The sequence below is a fragment of the Mycobacterium sp. genome, from assembly GCF_019247615.1.
GTDB lineage: Bacteria > Actinomycetota > Actinomycetes > Mycobacteriales > Mycobacteriaceae > Mycobacterium.
On record NZ_JAFBAT010000264.1, the window covers coordinates 1 to 14,176 of the forward strand.

Below are 14,176 nucleotides of genomic sequence, written 5' to 3' on the forward strand. Positions count from 1 at the left end.
CAGTCACAATGTGAAGGCCATCTACCAGCGGTACATGGGCTGGTTCGACGGCAACCCCGCACGACTGTGGCCGCATCCGCCGGAAGCGCTCGCGCCTCGTTACGTCGACGCGATGGGCGGCATCGATCGGGTGGTCGAGCTCGCGCAAGCGGCCTTCGATTCCGGAGACTTCCGTTGGGCGGCAACGCTTCTCGATCACGCGGTGTTCACCGACAGCGAGCACCCCGGCGCCCGGGCCCTGTACGCGGACACGCTGGAGCAGCTCGCCTACGGTGCCGAGAACGCGACATGGCGCAACTTCTTCATGAGCGGGGCGACCGAATTGCGCGACGGGAACTTCGGCACAGCCACGACGGCCACCTCAATGTCGATGCTCTCTCAGCTCACCCCGGAGCAGATCTTCGATAGCCTCGCCATCCGGGTCAACGGGCCGCGCAGCTGGGACCTCGACATCGCGATCGACATCGCCTTCGCCGATCTGGGCGTCAACTACCGGCTCACGCTGCGCAACGGGGTGCTGGTCTACCGCAAGGTGGCCGCCGACTCCGCGACGGCAAGCGTGACGGTCAACCTGGACAGCAAGTTTCGATTGCTGCTCGTCGCGATGGGTGACTTCACCTCGCCGGGGCTAGAAATAACCGGCGATCAGGGGGCGCTGCAGGCGCTGCTGGGTGTGCTCGACCAACCCGACCCGAACTTCAACATCGTCACGCCGTAGGTTACGCAACATCGATGACCACCTTGCCAAGCACCTTGCGCTCGGCCACATAACGCAGCGCGGCAGGGGTTTGGGCCAACGGGAAGCGGGCGCCGATGTATGGGCGGACGGTGCCGGCCGCGAACATCTGCGCCAGCTCGTGCGCATCGCGGACGGCCTCCTCGGGATGGTCGCCCATGAACGTGCGAATCTCCATGCCGCGTACGGTGATTCCTTTGAGCAGAACCAGGTTGAGCGGGATCGACGGGATTGCACCCGAAGCGTAGCCGAGGGTGAGGAAGGTTCCGCCGCGGGCAAGGCCGCGCAGCGCCGGTTCGGAGTAGGGGCCGCCGACGGGGTCGATGACGATTTGTGCCCCCTCACCGGTGAGTTCGCGGATTCGCGATTTCAGGTCCTCCCTGTCGTAGTCAACGGTGGCCTGCGCGCCGCGTTGTCGACACAGGTCGAGCTTTTCCGGACTTGACGCGGCGGCCAGCACGCGGGCCTTCATCGCCACTGCGAGGTCGACGGCGGCCAGGCCCACACCGCCGGCGGCGCCCAACACCACCACCCAATCCTTTTCTCGCACAGCGGCTGTCGAGCGCAGGGCGTGGTAGGCAGTGCGATAGGTGACGCCAAACGCCGCGGCCGACGCGAAGTCGGCGCTTTCCGGTATGAGCATCGCCTGGGTCGCTTCGAGCAGCGCCTGTTCGGCGAACGCTCCGAAGGTGGTCCCGGATACGCGCTGACCAGGGCCGAACGCCGCGCCGTCACCGGCAGCGATCACCTCTCCCGCGATCTCGTTGCCCGGTATGAACGGCGGCGGAATCTTCACCTGGTAGTTGCCGCCGATGAACAGCACATCGGGAAAGTTCACCGCGGCGGCGTACACGCGCACCAGCAGTTGGCCGGGCCCGGGAACCGGGTCGGGGACGTCCTCGAGAACCAAGTCCTCCGGGGGACCATAGGCGTGACAGACGATCGCGCGCATCAACCGATTCCCAGTCCGCGCAAGCAGAACCGCACCAGGTGCGAGATGTCGTCGGGGTGTGGCCGGTCGGCAGCACCCACGAACCGCCGCATCGTCGCGGCTGTGCAGCTGAACACCACTTCGACGTCGCGATCGATGTCGTTGCTTCCCAGTGCCGCAACGGGTTCGGCGAGAAGATCCCGAAGCGGGCGCATCATGTCGTGGTCGGCCGCCGGCCAACTCGCCGCGGCCGAAAGCTGGCCGGCCGCCGCCCGGCTCATGCTGATCAGGTGCGGGTCGGCGACCTGTGCCAGGCTCCCCTCGATCCAGCGGGCGACCTTGTCCGCGGGCCGCGATTCCTTGGCCATCTGGTGGGCGAGGTAGGACGCGACGATGGCCACGCCGCGTTCCATGACCGCCAGGATGAGATCGTCCTTGCCGGCGAAGTATCGGTAGAACGCCTTGTTCGACGAGCCGGCCTCGGCGACGATGTCACTGACCCGCGGCGGCTCGGGCGCGACGCGTTCCATCACCCGCACCGCGGCGGCCAGGATGCGTTCGACCTCCTCGGTGGCCTCTCGCTGCCGGTCGTCGAGTGCACGTTCGACGGCCGCGGCGACCCGGCTGTTGGTCTTGCTAGAAGGCAATGCGGCCACCGTATTTGGCGCGGGCGGCCTCGCGCCGGACGTCCAGCAGTTCGCTCGGCCATTCCGGGTCTTCGGCCTCGTAACCCTTGAGCAGCATGCGCGCCAGGTTGACCTTGTGCGCCTCGGTGGGCCCGTCTGCCAGCCCCAGCGCGATGCCGCCGAGCAGGACGTTGACCAGCGGGAGCTGGTCGGTGAGCCCGAGCGCGCCGTGCACCTGAATCGCCCGCATCGCGATCGATTTGAGTACTTGAGACGCGAGGATCTTGCACGCCGCGATCTCGGCTCGGGCAGCGAGATCGTCGCCGTTGTCGATCAGCCAGGCGGCGTGCAGCACCGTCAGCCGAAAAGGTATCAACTCGGTGTAAGAGTCCGCGACGAATTCCTGGACCAGCTGCTTGTCGGCAAGCGAGCTACCTTGGGTGAAGCGGCTTTTCGCACGCCGCGACATCATCTCGACGGCGCGCTGCGCCATCCCGATCGAGCGCATCGCATGATGCAACCGCCCCCCGGCCAATCGGGTCTGCAAAATCAGGAACCCTTCTCCCGGCTCGCCCAGCAGAGCGTCGGATGGCACCCGGACCGCGTCGTAGCGCAGGAGGGAATGTCCCGGCTCGTGGGGATCCGCACCGACGACGTGGTGGGTGGCTTCCACCGTCAGGCCAGGGGTGCCGGCCGGAACGAGGAACGTAGAGGCGCCGCGATGGACGGGGACGTCTGGGTCGGTGATCGCCACGACGATGAAGAACGAGGCAACCGAGGCGTTGGAGGAGAAGTATTTTCGTCCGGTGATCACCCAGCTGTCACCGTCCCGTTCGGCGCGGGTGGTGAAGACGCGCGGATCGGCGCCGCCCTGCGGTTCGGTCATGGAGAAGCACGAGAAGATCTCCCCCGACAGGAGTCCGGCCAGGTAGCGGTCCTTCTGGGCCTGGGTTCCGAACCGGGCGATGATCTCCGCGTTGCCGGTGTCGGGCGCCTGGGTCCCGAACACGATCGGTGCCCATGGGCTGCGGCCGAGGATCTCGTTGATCAGCGTGAGCTTGACGGCGCCGAACCCCTGCCCGCCCAGCTCCGGGCCCAAATGCGGTGCCCACAGACCATTGTCGCGGACCTGCTGCTTGAGGGGATCGACGATCCGGCGCCGTTCGTCGTTGAGTGGCAGGAACTCGCACCCGGGAAACAGCACCTCGAGGGGTTCCACCTCCTCGCGTACGAACTCGCGGATCCAGGCGAGCTTCTTCTCGAACTCCGGGTCGGTGGAGAAGTCCCAAGGCATTCGAGTGCTCCTGTCTATCAGGGAATTCCACCGTCGACGCGCACGATCGAACCGGTGGTGAAACTGGACGCGTCGGACGCAAGGAACAGCGCGGCGCCGACGATCTCGGGCGGGTCGCCGGCACGCTGAAGCGAGAGATGTCCGAACGGGTTCCGCGTCGCCTTGTCGAATTTCCACGCCTTGCTGATGTCGGTCAGAAACGGTCCGGCCATCAGCGTGTTGACCCGCACGGTAGGCCCGAAGGCGCGCGCCAGCCCCTCGGTCATTGCGTTGAGTCCGGCCTTGGCGGCGGCGTAGGGAATGATGTCGCCGCCGGGACGTAGCGAGCCGGTCGAACTCACATTGATGATGGAACCGCGGCCGGCGGCCACCATCCGCTCCCCGACCAGCGCCGAGAGGCGGAACGGCCCCTTGAGGTTGAGGTTGACGACCGCGTCGAACAGTTTCTCGGTGACACCGGTCAGCTTGTCGTACAGCGGTGACATCCCCGCGTTGTTGATCAGCGTGTCCACTTTGCCGAAGCGCGCGTAGGTTGCCTCGACCAATCCGTCGAGCTGATCCCAGCGCCCCACGTGCACCTGATATGGCATCGCGGAACGGCCGGTCTCGGCTTCGATCTCCTTGGCGGTGCTCACGCAGTTGTCCATGTTGCGGCTGGCGATCACCACGTCGGCGCCGCACCGGGCGACACCGAAAGCCATCTCGCGTCCCAGTCCGCGGCTGCCTCCCGTGATCAGCACGACGCGTTCCGTGAGGTCGAAAAGCCGTTCTGGATAAGACATTTCAGTGCGTCCCGGCCAGCTCGGCCGCGGTGGCGATGAGCTGCGGGATCATCGTCCGGAAGGTCTCGGTGACCTGGGGGTCGACTTTTCGTTGTCGGGGCCCGGCCCGTACCGCGGCCGCGTAGGTCTTCTCCAGCACGATGCCGAGCTTCCAGTTGGCCAGCACCAAGTAGTAGTCGATGTTCTCGGTGGAAAGCCCGCTGATGGTCTCGTAGTGCTCGAGCAACTCGCTGCGCGTCGGCATGCCGCGCATGTCCAGATAGAACCCGGCGGTGCGCGGATTTTCGCCGTCGTAGCCCAGCAGCGCCCAGGCGAGATCGAGCAGCGGGTCGCCGACGGTCGTCATCTCCCAGTCCACGATCGCGGCCAATCGCGCCGGCTCTCCGTGCGCGAACATCACGTTGGCGAACTGGTAGTCGCCGTGCATGATTCCCGGCCGGTACCGGGCGGGTCGATGGTGGCGCAGCCAGTCGGCGGCCTCGTCGAGGCCGGGAAGCTCACGCACCTTGTAGGCGTCGAGGAACGAAAGCCAGCGGTCGACCTGTCGTTCGTGGAAGCCGTCCGGGCGGCCGAAGCCGTCGAGCCCTTGCTTGCGCCAATCCACCCGCCCCAGCTTGGCGGCGCCCTCGACCAATTGGAACGCCAGGCCGCGCCGCGCCTGTAGGTCGGTGTCGAACGGCGCCCGCCAACCGCCGTCCATCGGGCTCCACCCGTCGATTGCCTGCATCACGTAGAACGGTGTGCCCAACACGGTGCCCGTCTCGTCGGCGGCTATCAGCCCCGCATGCGGGACGTCCGTGCCCGACAGCGCCCGCACCAACCGGATCTCGCGCAGCAGGCCATCGATCCGGGCTGCGTCGGCGCGCGGCCCCGGCATCCGGAGGACCATGCGCCGGTCACCCCGCTCCACCAGGTACAGGGTGTTCTGCGAACCGCCCTTCAGTTGTTGCAGCGCCGGCCGTTCGCCGTCGCCGGGTGCGCCATTCGCATCCAGCCAGCGGGCGAGAACGCCCGCGTCCGGTCGGACATCGCTGGCCGTCTGCATTCCGCACACCCCGCTCTCTGGAAGGAGAATAGCATTCTCCCGCGCTGGGACTCGCTCCGCCCACGTGAGGATCGTTCAGCGTCGGCGACAGCGTTGTCATAGTCGGTAAAGTGCGAGTCCGGAAATCCGGTCAGATAGATATCCGTGCTCGCGAGGTAGGCCAGCGGGATGATTGCCGGCGCGCCCGACGCATCGGCCATCTTGTCGATGCCGCAGGCAGCCCACAGGAGGACGGGAACAAAACATGCAAGTGCTGCTGATCAGGCACGCTCTTCCGCTGCGCAGCCAACGTGGCGAGGGCTCCGACCCCGACCTGTCGAAGGAGGGCCTGGCGCAGGTCGAGCGATTGCCCGAGGCGCTCGCCCGGTTCCCCATCGTGCGCGTGGTAAGCAGCCCGCAGCGCCGCGCCGTGCAGACCGCCGAACCGGTCGCGACGGCACGCGAGCTGACCGTCGAGATCGACGACCGCTTCGCGGAATACGACCGCGATCTACCGCACTACATCCCTGTCGAGCAGATCCGCGCCGAGATGCCCGAGGAATGGGCGCGCCTGGCCCAGGGCCACCTGCCCAGCGCCGTCGACGAGGATGCGTTTCGGGCACGCGTCCGCGCGGCCGTCGACGACTTGGTCGCCGCCGCCGCGCCGGAGGACACCGTCGCGGTGTTCAGCCACGGTGGGGTTATCAACGTGCTGCTGCACGAGATCCTCGGCACGGCCCGGCTGTTGTCTTTTCCGGTTGACTACGCGTCGGTGAGCCGGCTGCTGTTCTCGCGGTCCGGTGAGGCGACGGTGGCGAGCGTCAATTCGACCGAGCACGTGTGGGACCTGTTGCCCCGAAACCAGCGGTGGTAAACAAGTCCGGTGACTTCAGCTGACCAACTCGAAGGGCTCGACCTGGCCTCGCTGGACCGGTACCTGCGTGCGCTCTGCATCGAGCGCGACGGCGAGTTGCGGGCGGAGTTCATCTCGGGTGGCCGCTCGAATCTGACGTTTCGGGTATATGACGACGCGTCGAACTGGCTGGTGCGCCGCCCGCCGCTGCACGGGCTGACGCCATCGGCGCACGATATGGGCCGCGAGTACCGGGTGGTGGCGGCGCTGCAGGACACGCCGGTTCCGGTGGCCCGCACGATCGCCCTGTGCGAAGACGACTCGGTACTGGGCGCGCCCTTCCAGATCGTCGAATTCGTTGACGGACAGGTGGTGCGCCGCCGCGCCCAGCTCGAAGCATTCAGTCGCACTGTGATCGACGGCTGCGTCGACTCCTTGATCCGGGTGCTCGTCGATCTGCACGCTGTCGAACCGAATGCGGTGGGGCTGAAGGATTTCGGCAAGCCGAGTGGTTATCTGGAGCGCCAGGTCCGCCGCTGGGGTTCACAGTGGGATCTCGTGCGGCTGCCCGACGACCGCCGCGACGCCGACGTCGAGCGCTTGCATTCACTTCTGCGCCAATCCATTCCGCAACAGAGCCGGACGTCGATCGTGCACGGTGACTACCGGATAGACAACACCATCCTGGACGCCCAGGATCCGACGGTGGTTCGCGCCGTCGTGGATTGGGAGCTTTCCACCTTGGGAGATCCGCTCAGCGATGCGGCCCTGATGTGCGTGTACCGCGACCCGGCGCTGGACCTGATCGTCAACGCCCAAGCGGCGTGGACGTCACCGCTGTTGCCCACGGCCGATGAGCTGGCCGACCGCTACTCGCTGGTGTCCGGCTTGTCGTTGGCGCATTGGGAGTTCTACATGGCGCTGGCCTACTTCAAGCTCGCCATCATCGCCGCCGGGATCGATTTCCGCCGGCGGATGTCGGCTCTGGCCAGTGGAAGAGAGCCTGAGGACACGCCCGAGGTGGTGGCGCCGTTGATCTCGCGCGGACTGGCGGAACTGGCCAAGTCGCCGGGTTAGCGCCGGGTCAGCGGAGAGGCGCCACGTGCTTCTTCGCCGCCCGGCGCAGCTGGATGATTCGTGCGGTGCCGACCGCGACGGTCAGTAGCCCGCCAGTCACCGCCGACAGCAGAATGGCCACGCCCAGCGGCAGACTCCAGTGGAAGCCCAAGAACGTGAAGGGCGTCGACGCCGTGTTCTGGGCTATGAAGATCAGCAACAGGATCAAGATGAGGAAGCCGGCGATCAATGCCGTCCACAGGGCGGCAGCGCGGGTGAACCCGACGCCCGGTTCTACTGGTTTTGGGCTCATCCGGTGAGGCTGGATCGGGTCAGCGGGCGGCTGGCTGGGGGAGGCAGGGTCATGGCTGCTCATATGTTTATCTTTGTCCCGTCCGGCGCGGATTCAAACAAGCGGGCCTCATTTGAAGCAGAAATTGAGACCAAACCTTGCAGGAAACCTTTTGCAGCGCCTCGGTGGTTCTGCCGTTAGGGTCGGCGGTATGAGGATGCTGCCGCGCGTGCGGAGCGCGACCGCCCGCGCGGCAGTGTGGCTGATGACGGTGTGCGTGGTCGCGGCGTGCAGCAATTCCGATCCGCTGGGGCCGCAGATGCGCAGTCCGAAGTCGATCGTCGTCGGTTCCGCCGACTTTCCGGAGTCGGAAATCGTCGCGGAGATTTATGCAGAAGCTTTGCAGGCCAATGGATTTGAAATCGGCCGGCGGATGGGCATCGGCAGCAGGGAGACATACATCCCTGCGCTGAAGGATCATTCCATCGACCTGGTGCCAGAGTACATAGGTAATCTGCTGCTGTACTTCGCACCGGACTCCGCCGCGACAGTGCTCGACGCCGTCGAGCTGGAGCTCTACAAGAAACTGCCGGGCGACCTGTCGATCCTGACGCCATCGCCGGCATCCGACACCGATACGGTGACCGTCACCAGTGGGACCGCCGCCGACTGGAACCTGAAAACGATCGCGGACCTGGCCGCACACTCGCCGGACGTGAAATTCGGGGCGCCTTCGGCCTTCGAGACCCGCCCGTCGGGGCTGCCGGGTTTGCGCCAGAAATACGGCCTCACCATCAGCCCGGGCAACTTCGTCGCCATCAACGACGGCGGCGGGGCGGTAACCGTGCGCGCGTTGGTGGAGGGCAGGGTAACCGCCGCCAACATCTTCAGCACGTCGCCCGCAATCCCGACAAACCACCTCGTGGCGCTCGAGGATCCCGAACATAATTTCCTGGCGGGCAACATTGTGCCACTGGTTAATTCGCAGAAGAAGTCGGATCGGCTCAAGGATGTGCTGGATGCCGTGTCGGCGAAGCTCACCACCTCCGGCCTGGCCGGCCTGAACGCCGCCGTGGCCGGCAACTCGGGCATCGATCCCGACCAGGCGGCCCGGAACTGGGTGCGGGACAACGGCTTCAACCATCCGATCGGACCCTGACATTGATCGTCTTCGACAACGTCAGCAAGGTCTTCCCCGACGGAACCACCGCCGTCGACCGACTATGCTTGGTGGTCCCCAACGGCAAATTGACGGTCTTCGTCGGTTCCTCGGGCAGCGGCAAGACCACCGCGTTGCGGATGATCAACCGGATGATCGAGCCGACATCCGGCACCATAACGATCGACGGTTCGGACGTCTCCACGGTCAACCCGGTACGGCTACGCCTGGGAATCGGCTACGTCATCCAGCACGCCGGCTTGATGCCGCATCAGCGCGTAATCGACAACGTGGCAACCGTTCCGATCCTCAAGGGACAGTCGCGCCGGGCCGCCCGCACAGCCGCCTACGAGGTGCTCGAGCGCGTCGGACTGGACTCCAGGATCGCCTTCCGCTATCCCGGGCAGCTCTCCGGCGGCGAGCAGCAGCGTGTCGGGGTCGCACGCGCGCTGGCGGCCGATCCGCCGATCTTGTTGATGGACGAGCCGTTCTCGGCCGTCGATCCCGTGGTACGGCATGAGCTGCAGAACGAAATACTGCGTCTGCAAAGCGAATTGCACAAATCCATCGTCTTCGTCACCCACGATATCGACGAGGCCCTGCGGCTGGGCGAACGGATCGCGGTTTTCCAGGGCGGCTCGCTGCAACAGTATGACGAGCCCGCGCAACTGCTCTCGCGGCCGGCCAATGAATTCGTGGCGAGGTTCATCGGCCTCGGGCGCGGCTATCGGTGGCTGCAATTCATGGATGCGGCCGGGTTGCCACTGCACGACGTCGACCGGGTCTCGGCGCATAGCCTGCCCCAGGCCGGCCTGACGGACGGCTGGGCGGTGGTGATCGACGACGCGGGTGCCCCGGTCGGATGGATCGACGCCGAGGGCCTGCGCAAGCACCGGGCGGGCGCATCATTGCCCGACAGCATCAGCGGCGTGGGCTCCCTGTTCCGTCCCGACGGCAATCTCAGCCAGGCGCTCGACGCGGCGCTGTCGTCGCCGTCGGGGGTGGGCGTCGCCGTTGACGCGGGGGGCAAGGTCATCGGGGGCGTGCTGGCCGCCGACGTGCTGGCGGCGGTGGACGCCCAACGGAGGGCCTGAAGGTGCACTACCTGCTGACCCACCTCGGTGACGCCTGGACGCTGACCGTGGTCCATCTGCGGCTGTCCTTGGTGCCGGTACTGATTGGTCTGGCGATCGCGGTGCCGCTGGGCGTGCTGGTGCAGCGCACGCCGATTGCCCGTCGGTTGACGACCGCAACCGCGAGCGTCGTGTTCACGGTTCCATCGCTGGCGCTGTTCGTGGTCTTGCCGATGATCATCGGAACCCGAATCCTCGACGAGGCCAACGTGCTGGTCGCGCTGACGGCCTACACCGCGGCGCTGCTGGTACGGGCGGTGCTGGAGGCGCTGGACGCGGTGCCCGCCCAGGTGCGCGACGCGGCCACGGCGATCGGCTACCCGCCGATCAAACGGATGCTGAAAGTCGAACTGCCGCTGTCGATCCCGGTGCTGATCGCCGGGCTGCGCGTGGTTGTGGTGACCAACATCGCGATGGTTTCGGTGGGTTCGGTCATCGGCATCGGCGGTTTGGGCACCTGGTTCACCCAGGGGTACCAGACGGACAAGAGCGATGAGATCATCGCCGGCATTCTCGCGCTGTTCGTGCTGGCGATCGTGATCGACGCGCTGATTGTGCTGGGCGGCCGGCTGGCCACTCCATGGGAACGCGCCGCGCGCACCACCCGCCGGCGGTCGGTGGTCGCCCCGGTTGTGGGCGGCGCGCGATGAACTTCGTCTCGCAGGCGCTGGCCTACCTACTGACCGCGGACAACTGGGCCGGTCCAGTCGGGCTTGCCGCGCGTACCCTCGAACACCTGGAGTACACGGCGGTCGCGGTCGGTGCCTCGGCGGTGATCGCCGTGCCCGTCGGGTTGATCATCGGGCACACCGGTCGCGGCACGCTGCTGGTGGTGGGTGCGGTCAACGGGCTGCGGTCACTGCCTACGCTGGGTGTGCTGCTGCTGGGCGTGCTGTGGTTCGGGCTTGGGGCGGGTCCACCGTTGATTGCCCTGATGCTGCTGGGCATCCCGTCGCTGCTGGCCGGCACGTATGCCGGCATCGCCAACGTCGACCCGACGGTGGTGGACGCGGCCCGCGCGATGGGCATGACGGAGATCCGGGTGCTCCTGCGCGTCGAGTTCCCCAACGCGTTGCCGTTGATTCTGGGTGGGCTGCGCAACGCCACGCTGCAAGTGGTCGCCACGGCGACCGTGGCGGCCTACGCCAGCCTCGGGGGGTTGGGCCGATACCTCATCGACGGCATCAAAGAGCGCGAATTCCACCTCGCACTCGTGGGCGCGCTCATGGTGGCCGCGCTGGCGCTGATCCTCGACGGCCTGTTGGCGCTCGCGGTATGGGCGTCCGTGCCGGGCATTAACAGGTTCCGGGGCAGGTTTCGGGGCAGGTCGCCGGGGCCCGACCGCGTGACCCCGACCGCACTTCCCGACAAAGTCACCATCGTCGGTGGAGACGTTTTACGGTAGAAGCGTGAACGCAGCCTCCTCTGATCCGTCCCGGCGTGTTTGGCAGGCGATGCTGACCTGGCGTGCACAGGACGTCTCCCGCATGGAATCGGTACGAATCCAGGTGTCGGGCAAGCGAATCAGAGCCAACGGCCGCATTGTTGCCGCGGCCACCGAAAACAATCCGGCGTTCGGCGCCTACTACGATCTGCAGACCGACGAGACCGGGGCCACCAAACGCTTCGGGCTGACCGTCACGCTGGCCGAGCGCGAGCGCCAGCTCGCCGTTGCCCGTGACGAGGAGAACATGTGGCTGGTGACCGATCACCAGGGTGAGCGGCGAGCGGGATACGACGGCGCACTCGACGTCGACGTCGTATTCAGCCCGTTCTTCAACGCGTTGCCGATCCGGCGCCTCGCCCTGCACCAACGGGCGGACTCGGTCACCTTGCCGATGGCATACGTGAACGTGCCCGAGATGTCCGTCGCCGCCGCCACCGTGAGTTATGCCAGCGAGGGACGCCTCGACGGGATCAAGCTGCGCTCTCCGGTCGCCGACACCATGGTAAGCGTCGACGACGAAGGTTTCATCGTGGACTATCCAGGATTGGCAGAGCGGATCTGATCACCGCACCGGCCCGGCCGGCAGCCGCGAGCTCCTCGCGCCAATTCTCCTCACCGACGACGACGGTGACGATGTCGGAGCGCGGGAAGCTGTCGTAACGGGTTCGGGCCGCGTGGCCCGCCTCGACCAGGTCGGCCACGGAGTCATGGTGCGCCAACGACTCCCGGGCACGGCCGAGCAACTCGACCACCCGGTCGACAGCCGGCAATAGCTGCCCGGCGTTGCCTTCACACATCGCGCGCACGAGATGCGGGGCGGTGCCCGCCACCCGGGTGCCGTCGCGGAATGAGCCGGCGGCAAGCGCAAACGCCAGCGGCACCTCGGCGGCCGTGATGGCCAGCGCCTCCGCAAGCAGGTGCGGAAGATGCGAGATGACCGCCGCAGCGGCGTCATGCTCGTCGGATTTTGCCGGTACCACCATGGCTCCGCAGTCCAGCGCCAGCCGCATCACCATCGTCCACACCGTCGGGTCCACGTGGTCGTCGACGCTGACCACCCAGGCGGCTCGGGTGAACAACCCGGCGTAGCCGGCGGCCCATCCCGAGTCCGCGGTGCCCGTCATCGGGTGACCGCCGACGAAGCGTTCCCGAAGACCGGCCGCCGCGACCTGTTCGAGCACGGCGGTTTTGACGCTGGTGACATCCGTGAGCGGGCATGTTGGCGCGAGTTCGCTGATATGGGCGAGCATGCTGCCCAACGCCGGCATCGGCACGGCCAGCACGATCAACGCGCCGGTATCGGCGGCGCGGCTCAATGTCTCGGTGAGATCGGTGCGGGCGTCGAAGCCGTCGGCGACGGCGGCGTGTGCGCCCTCCACCGACCGGTTGTAGCCAAAGACCTCACGGCCGGCCGCCTTTGCGGCCCGCATGATGGAGCCGCCGATCAGGCCGAGCCCGAGCACGCACACGGGCGTCTGAGACGCTGGGCTGGCCACCGTCTTAGGTTGGCACATTTTGGCGGGCCGGTCTGCGTCTGGTCAGAGAGCCTGCTCAGCGACTACCGTATGCGCCCATGGGAGCACAGCGGGCGTCCGCAGCAGGCCCGTCCGCGGACATACCGGACGGCTTCGGCGTCGCGGTTGTGCGTGAAGAGGGCCAATGGCGCTGTTCCCCGATGGCCCGCAAGTCGCTGACGAGCCTGGCGGCCGCCGAGACCGAGCTGCGTGAGCTGCGCAGTTCGGGGGCGGTGTTCGGGCTTCTTGATGTCGACGACGAGTTCTTCGTCATCGTGCGCCCCGCCCCGGCGGGCACAAGACTGCTGTTATCGGATGCGACGGCGGCCCTGGACTACGACATCGCCGCCGAAGTCCTCGACAGCCTGGACGCCGACATCGATCCCGAGGACCTCGAGGACGCCGAACCATTCGAGGAGGGCGACCTGGGATTGCTGTCCGACGTCGGGCTGCCCGAGGCCGTGCTGAGCGTCATCCTCGATGAGAGCGACCTGTATGCCGACGAGCAGCTGGGTCGCATCGCCCGAGAGATGGGCTTCGCCGATCAGCTGTCGGCGGTGATCGACCGCCTCGGTCGGTGATCACGGACGAGGATCTGATCCGCACCGCCCTGTCGGTCTCTGCGACCGCCGGTCCCCGGGATGTGCCGATCGGTGCGGTGGTGATCGACGCCGACGGAACCGAGCTGGCCCGAGCGGTGAACGCGCGCGAGGCCACGGGCGATCCGACGGCCCACGCCGAAATTCTGGCGATTCGGACCGCGGCGAGCGTGCTCGGCCACGGGTGGCGGCTGGAGGGGACGACGATGGCGGTGACCGTCGAACCATGCACCATGTGCGCCGGTGCGCTGGTGCTGGCCCGCATCGCCCGACTGGTGTTCGGCGCGTGGGAGCCCAAGACGGGAGCGGTCGGGTCGTTGTGGGACGTCGTTCGGGATCGTCGGCTCAACCATCGCCCGGCGGTGCGCGGCGGTGTGCTCGCGCAGGAGTGCGCGGCGCCCTTGGAGGCCTTCTTCGCCCGCCAGCGATTGGGGTGATGGGCGGCGCGTTCGGTAAGCTGCCTGGCGGTGGCGTGTCCGAGCGGCCTAAGGAGCACGCCTCGAAAGCGTGTGACGGCAAACACCGTCCGAGGGTTCAAATCCCTCCGCCACCGCCATTTTTCTCCCCGACTGCTCACCGCGTGGCCTTCTGCCCGCTCACGGTCGGCTGATCGGTACTCACGGCAAACCGCACCTGCCATGAGCGGCACGACCGCAGCCACCCGCTGCCATAACTAGGGGCTAGATCTTCAGAAAATTAACAGTTAAGATTTTGGTTGCGTTGGTTTGCA

Annotated in this window: 17 protein-coding genes and 1 tRNA gene; 11 read left to right on the top strand and 7 right to left on the bottom strand. The window is 66.8% G+C overall.

Annotation, left to right across the window (positions count from 1 at the left end; translation table 11 throughout):
• Window positions 1-718: alkyl sulfatase dimerization domain-containing protein (locus JO059_RS18075; protein WP_293321144.1), on the top strand; the 718-nt coding region annotated here is incomplete at its 5' end.
• Window position 719: 1 nt separating this feature from the next.
• Here JO059_RS18075 and JO059_RS18080 read toward each other — a convergent pair.
• From JO059_RS18080 to JO059_RS18100, 5 genes are read right to left on the bottom strand one after another with little or no spacing between them, the layout of a single operon-like run.
• Window positions 720-1,688 carry an NADPH:quinone oxidoreductase family protein gene (locus JO059_RS18080; protein ID WP_293321146.1) on the bottom strand — a complete coding sequence of 323 codons (969 nt, stop codon included), beginning with the start codon at window positions 1,686-1,688 and terminating at the stop codon, window positions 720-722.
• Window positions 1,688-2,314: a TetR/AcrR family transcriptional regulator gene (locus tag JO059_RS18085; protein ID WP_293321148.1), complete on the bottom strand. Its 627-nt coding sequence runs from the start codon at window positions 2,312-2,314 to the stop codon at window positions 1,688-1,690. The genes JO059_RS18080 and JO059_RS18085 overlap by 1 nt, the downstream gene beginning before the upstream one ends.
• On the bottom strand, window positions 2,304-3,587 hold the full coding sequence (locus tag JO059_RS18090; RefSeq protein ID WP_293321150.1) for an acyl-CoA dehydrogenase family protein: 1,284 nt from the start codon (window positions 3,585-3,587) through the stop codon (window positions 2,304-2,306). Before JO059_RS18090 ends, JO059_RS18085 begins: the two co-directional genes overlap by 11 nt.
• Before the next feature lie 17 nt (window positions 3,588-3,604).
• Entirely contained in the window at window positions 3,605-4,369 is a 765-nt protein-coding gene (locus JO059_RS18095) for an SDR family oxidoreductase (protein WP_293321152.1), read from the bottom strand.
• A gap of 1 nt (window position 4,370) precedes the next feature.
• Entirely contained in the window at window positions 4,371-5,414 is a 1,044-nt protein-coding gene (locus tag JO059_RS18100) for a phosphotransferase family protein (protein WP_293321154.1), read from the bottom strand.
• 244 nt (window positions 5,415-5,658) lie between these two features.
• On the opposite strand from JO059_RS18100, the gene JO059_RS18105 reads away from it, so the two are divergent.
• On the top strand, window positions 5,659-6,267 hold the full coding sequence (locus JO059_RS18105; RefSeq protein ID WP_293321156.1) for a histidine phosphatase family protein: 609 nt from the start codon (window positions 5,659-5,661) through the stop codon (window positions 6,265-6,267).
• Window positions 6,268-6,276: 9 nt separating this feature from the next.
• Window positions 6,277-7,323, top strand: a complete 1,047-nt coding sequence (locus JO059_RS18110) for a phosphotransferase family protein (protein WP_293321158.1) — start codon at window positions 6,277-6,279, stop codon at window positions 7,321-7,323.
• A 7-nt stretch (window positions 7,324-7,330) separates the two neighbouring features.
• On the opposite strand, the gene JO059_RS18115 is transcribed toward JO059_RS18110, so the two are convergent.
• Window positions 7,331-7,678 (bottom strand): lipopolysaccharide assembly protein LapA domain-containing protein, encoded by a 348-nt coding sequence (locus JO059_RS18115; protein WP_293321160.1) that lies wholly within the window; start codon window positions 7,676-7,678, stop codon window positions 7,331-7,333.
• A gap of 127 nt (window positions 7,679-7,805) precedes the next feature.
• Here JO059_RS18115 and JO059_RS18120 point away from each other — a divergent pair, with 127 nt between their 5' ends.
• Genes JO059_RS18120 through JO059_RS18140 form a run of 5 tightly spaced genes read left to right on the top strand, consistent with a single transcriptional unit; the run spans window position 7,806 to window position 11,895 of the window.
• Complete coding sequence (locus tag JO059_RS18120; protein ID WP_293321174.1) at window positions 7,806-8,753, top strand: ABC transporter substrate-binding protein; 948 nt, start codon at window positions 7,806-7,808, stop codon at window positions 8,751-8,753.
• 2 nt (window positions 8,754-8,755) lie between these two features.
• The gene (locus JO059_RS18125) at window positions 8,756-9,847 is read left to right on the top strand and encodes an ABC transporter ATP-binding protein (protein WP_293321162.1); all 1,092 of its coding nucleotides are present in this window, start codon (window positions 8,756-8,758) and stop codon (window positions 9,845-9,847) included.
• 2 nt (window positions 9,848-9,849) lie between these two features.
• On the top strand, window positions 9,850-10,536 hold the full coding sequence (locus JO059_RS18130; RefSeq protein ID WP_293321164.1) for an ABC transporter permease: 687 nt from the start codon (window positions 9,850-9,852) through the stop codon (window positions 10,534-10,536).
• The gene (locus JO059_RS18135) at window positions 10,533-11,291 is read left to right on the top strand and encodes an ABC transporter permease (RefSeq protein ID WP_293321166.1); all 759 of its coding nucleotides are present in this window, start codon (window positions 10,533-10,535) and stop codon (window positions 11,289-11,291) included. The genes JO059_RS18130 and JO059_RS18135 overlap by 4 nt, the downstream gene beginning before the upstream one ends.
• Window positions 11,292-11,295: 4 nt before the next feature.
• Window positions 11,296-11,895, top strand: a complete 600-nt coding sequence (locus tag JO059_RS18140; RefSeq protein ID WP_293321168.1) for a putative glycolipid-binding domain-containing protein — start codon at window positions 11,296-11,298, stop codon at window positions 11,893-11,895.
• Here JO059_RS18140 and JO059_RS18145 read toward each other — a convergent pair.
• Complete coding sequence (locus JO059_RS18145; protein ID WP_293321176.1) at window positions 11,858-12,802, bottom strand: prephenate dehydrogenase; 945 nt, start codon at window positions 12,800-12,802, stop codon at window positions 11,858-11,860. The genes JO059_RS18140 and JO059_RS18145 overlap by 38 nt on opposite strands.
• Before the next feature lie 104 nt (window positions 12,803-12,906).
• Here JO059_RS18145 and JO059_RS18150 point away from each other — a divergent pair, with 104 nt between their 5' ends.
• From JO059_RS18150 to JO059_RS18160, 3 genes are all read left to right on the top strand, one after another.
• Window positions 12,907-13,428, top strand: coding sequence for a tRNA adenosine deaminase-associated protein (locus tag JO059_RS18150; RefSeq protein ID WP_293321170.1), 522 nt, complete (start codon window positions 12,907-12,909; stop codon window positions 13,426-13,428).
• Window positions 13,425-13,883 carry a nucleoside deaminase gene (locus JO059_RS18155; protein WP_293321172.1) on the top strand — a complete coding sequence of 153 codons (459 nt, stop codon included), beginning with the start codon at window positions 13,425-13,427 and terminating at the stop codon, window positions 13,881-13,883. Before JO059_RS18150 ends, JO059_RS18155 begins: the two co-directional genes overlap by 4 nt.
• 29 nt (window positions 13,884-13,912) lie before the next feature.
• Window positions 13,913-14,002 (top strand) — tRNA-Ser (locus tag JO059_RS18160).
• Window positions 14,003-14,176: the final 174 nt, after the last annotated feature.

Coding starts and splice junctions, on each gene's coding strand:
- JO059_RS18080 (WP_293321146.1), bottom strand. CDS start 1,688: ATGCGCGCGATCGTCTGTCACGCCTATGGTCCCCCGGAGGACTTGGTT.
- JO059_RS18100 (WP_293321154.1), bottom strand. CDS start 5,414: ATGCAGACGGCCAGCGATGTCCGACCGGACGCGGGCGTTCTCGCCCGC.
- JO059_RS18120 (WP_293321174.1), top strand. CDS start 7,806: ATGAGGATGCTGCCGCGCGTGCGGAGCGCGACCGCCCGCGCGGCAGTG.
- JO059_RS18095 (WP_293321152.1), bottom strand. CDS start 4,369: ATGTCTTATCCAGAACGGCTTTTCGACCTCACGGAACGCGTCGTGCTG.
- JO059_RS18135 (WP_293321166.1), top strand. CDS start 10,533: ATGAACTTCGTCTCGCAGGCGCTGGCCTACCTACTGACCGCGGACAAC.
- JO059_RS18150 (WP_293321170.1), top strand. CDS start 12,907: ATGGGAGCACAGCGGGCGTCCGCAGCAGGCCCGTCCGCGGACATACCG.
- JO059_RS18090 (WP_293321150.1), bottom strand. CDS start 3,587: ATGCCTTGGGACTTCTCCACCGACCCGGAGTTCGAGAAGAAGCTCGCC.
- JO059_RS18105 (WP_293321156.1), top strand. CDS start 5,659: ATGCAAGTGCTGCTGATCAGGCACGCTCTTCCGCTGCGCAGCCAACGT.
- JO059_RS18115 (WP_293321160.1), bottom strand. CDS start 7,678: ATGAGCAGCCATGACCCTGCCTCCCCCAGCCAGCCGCCCGCTGACCCG.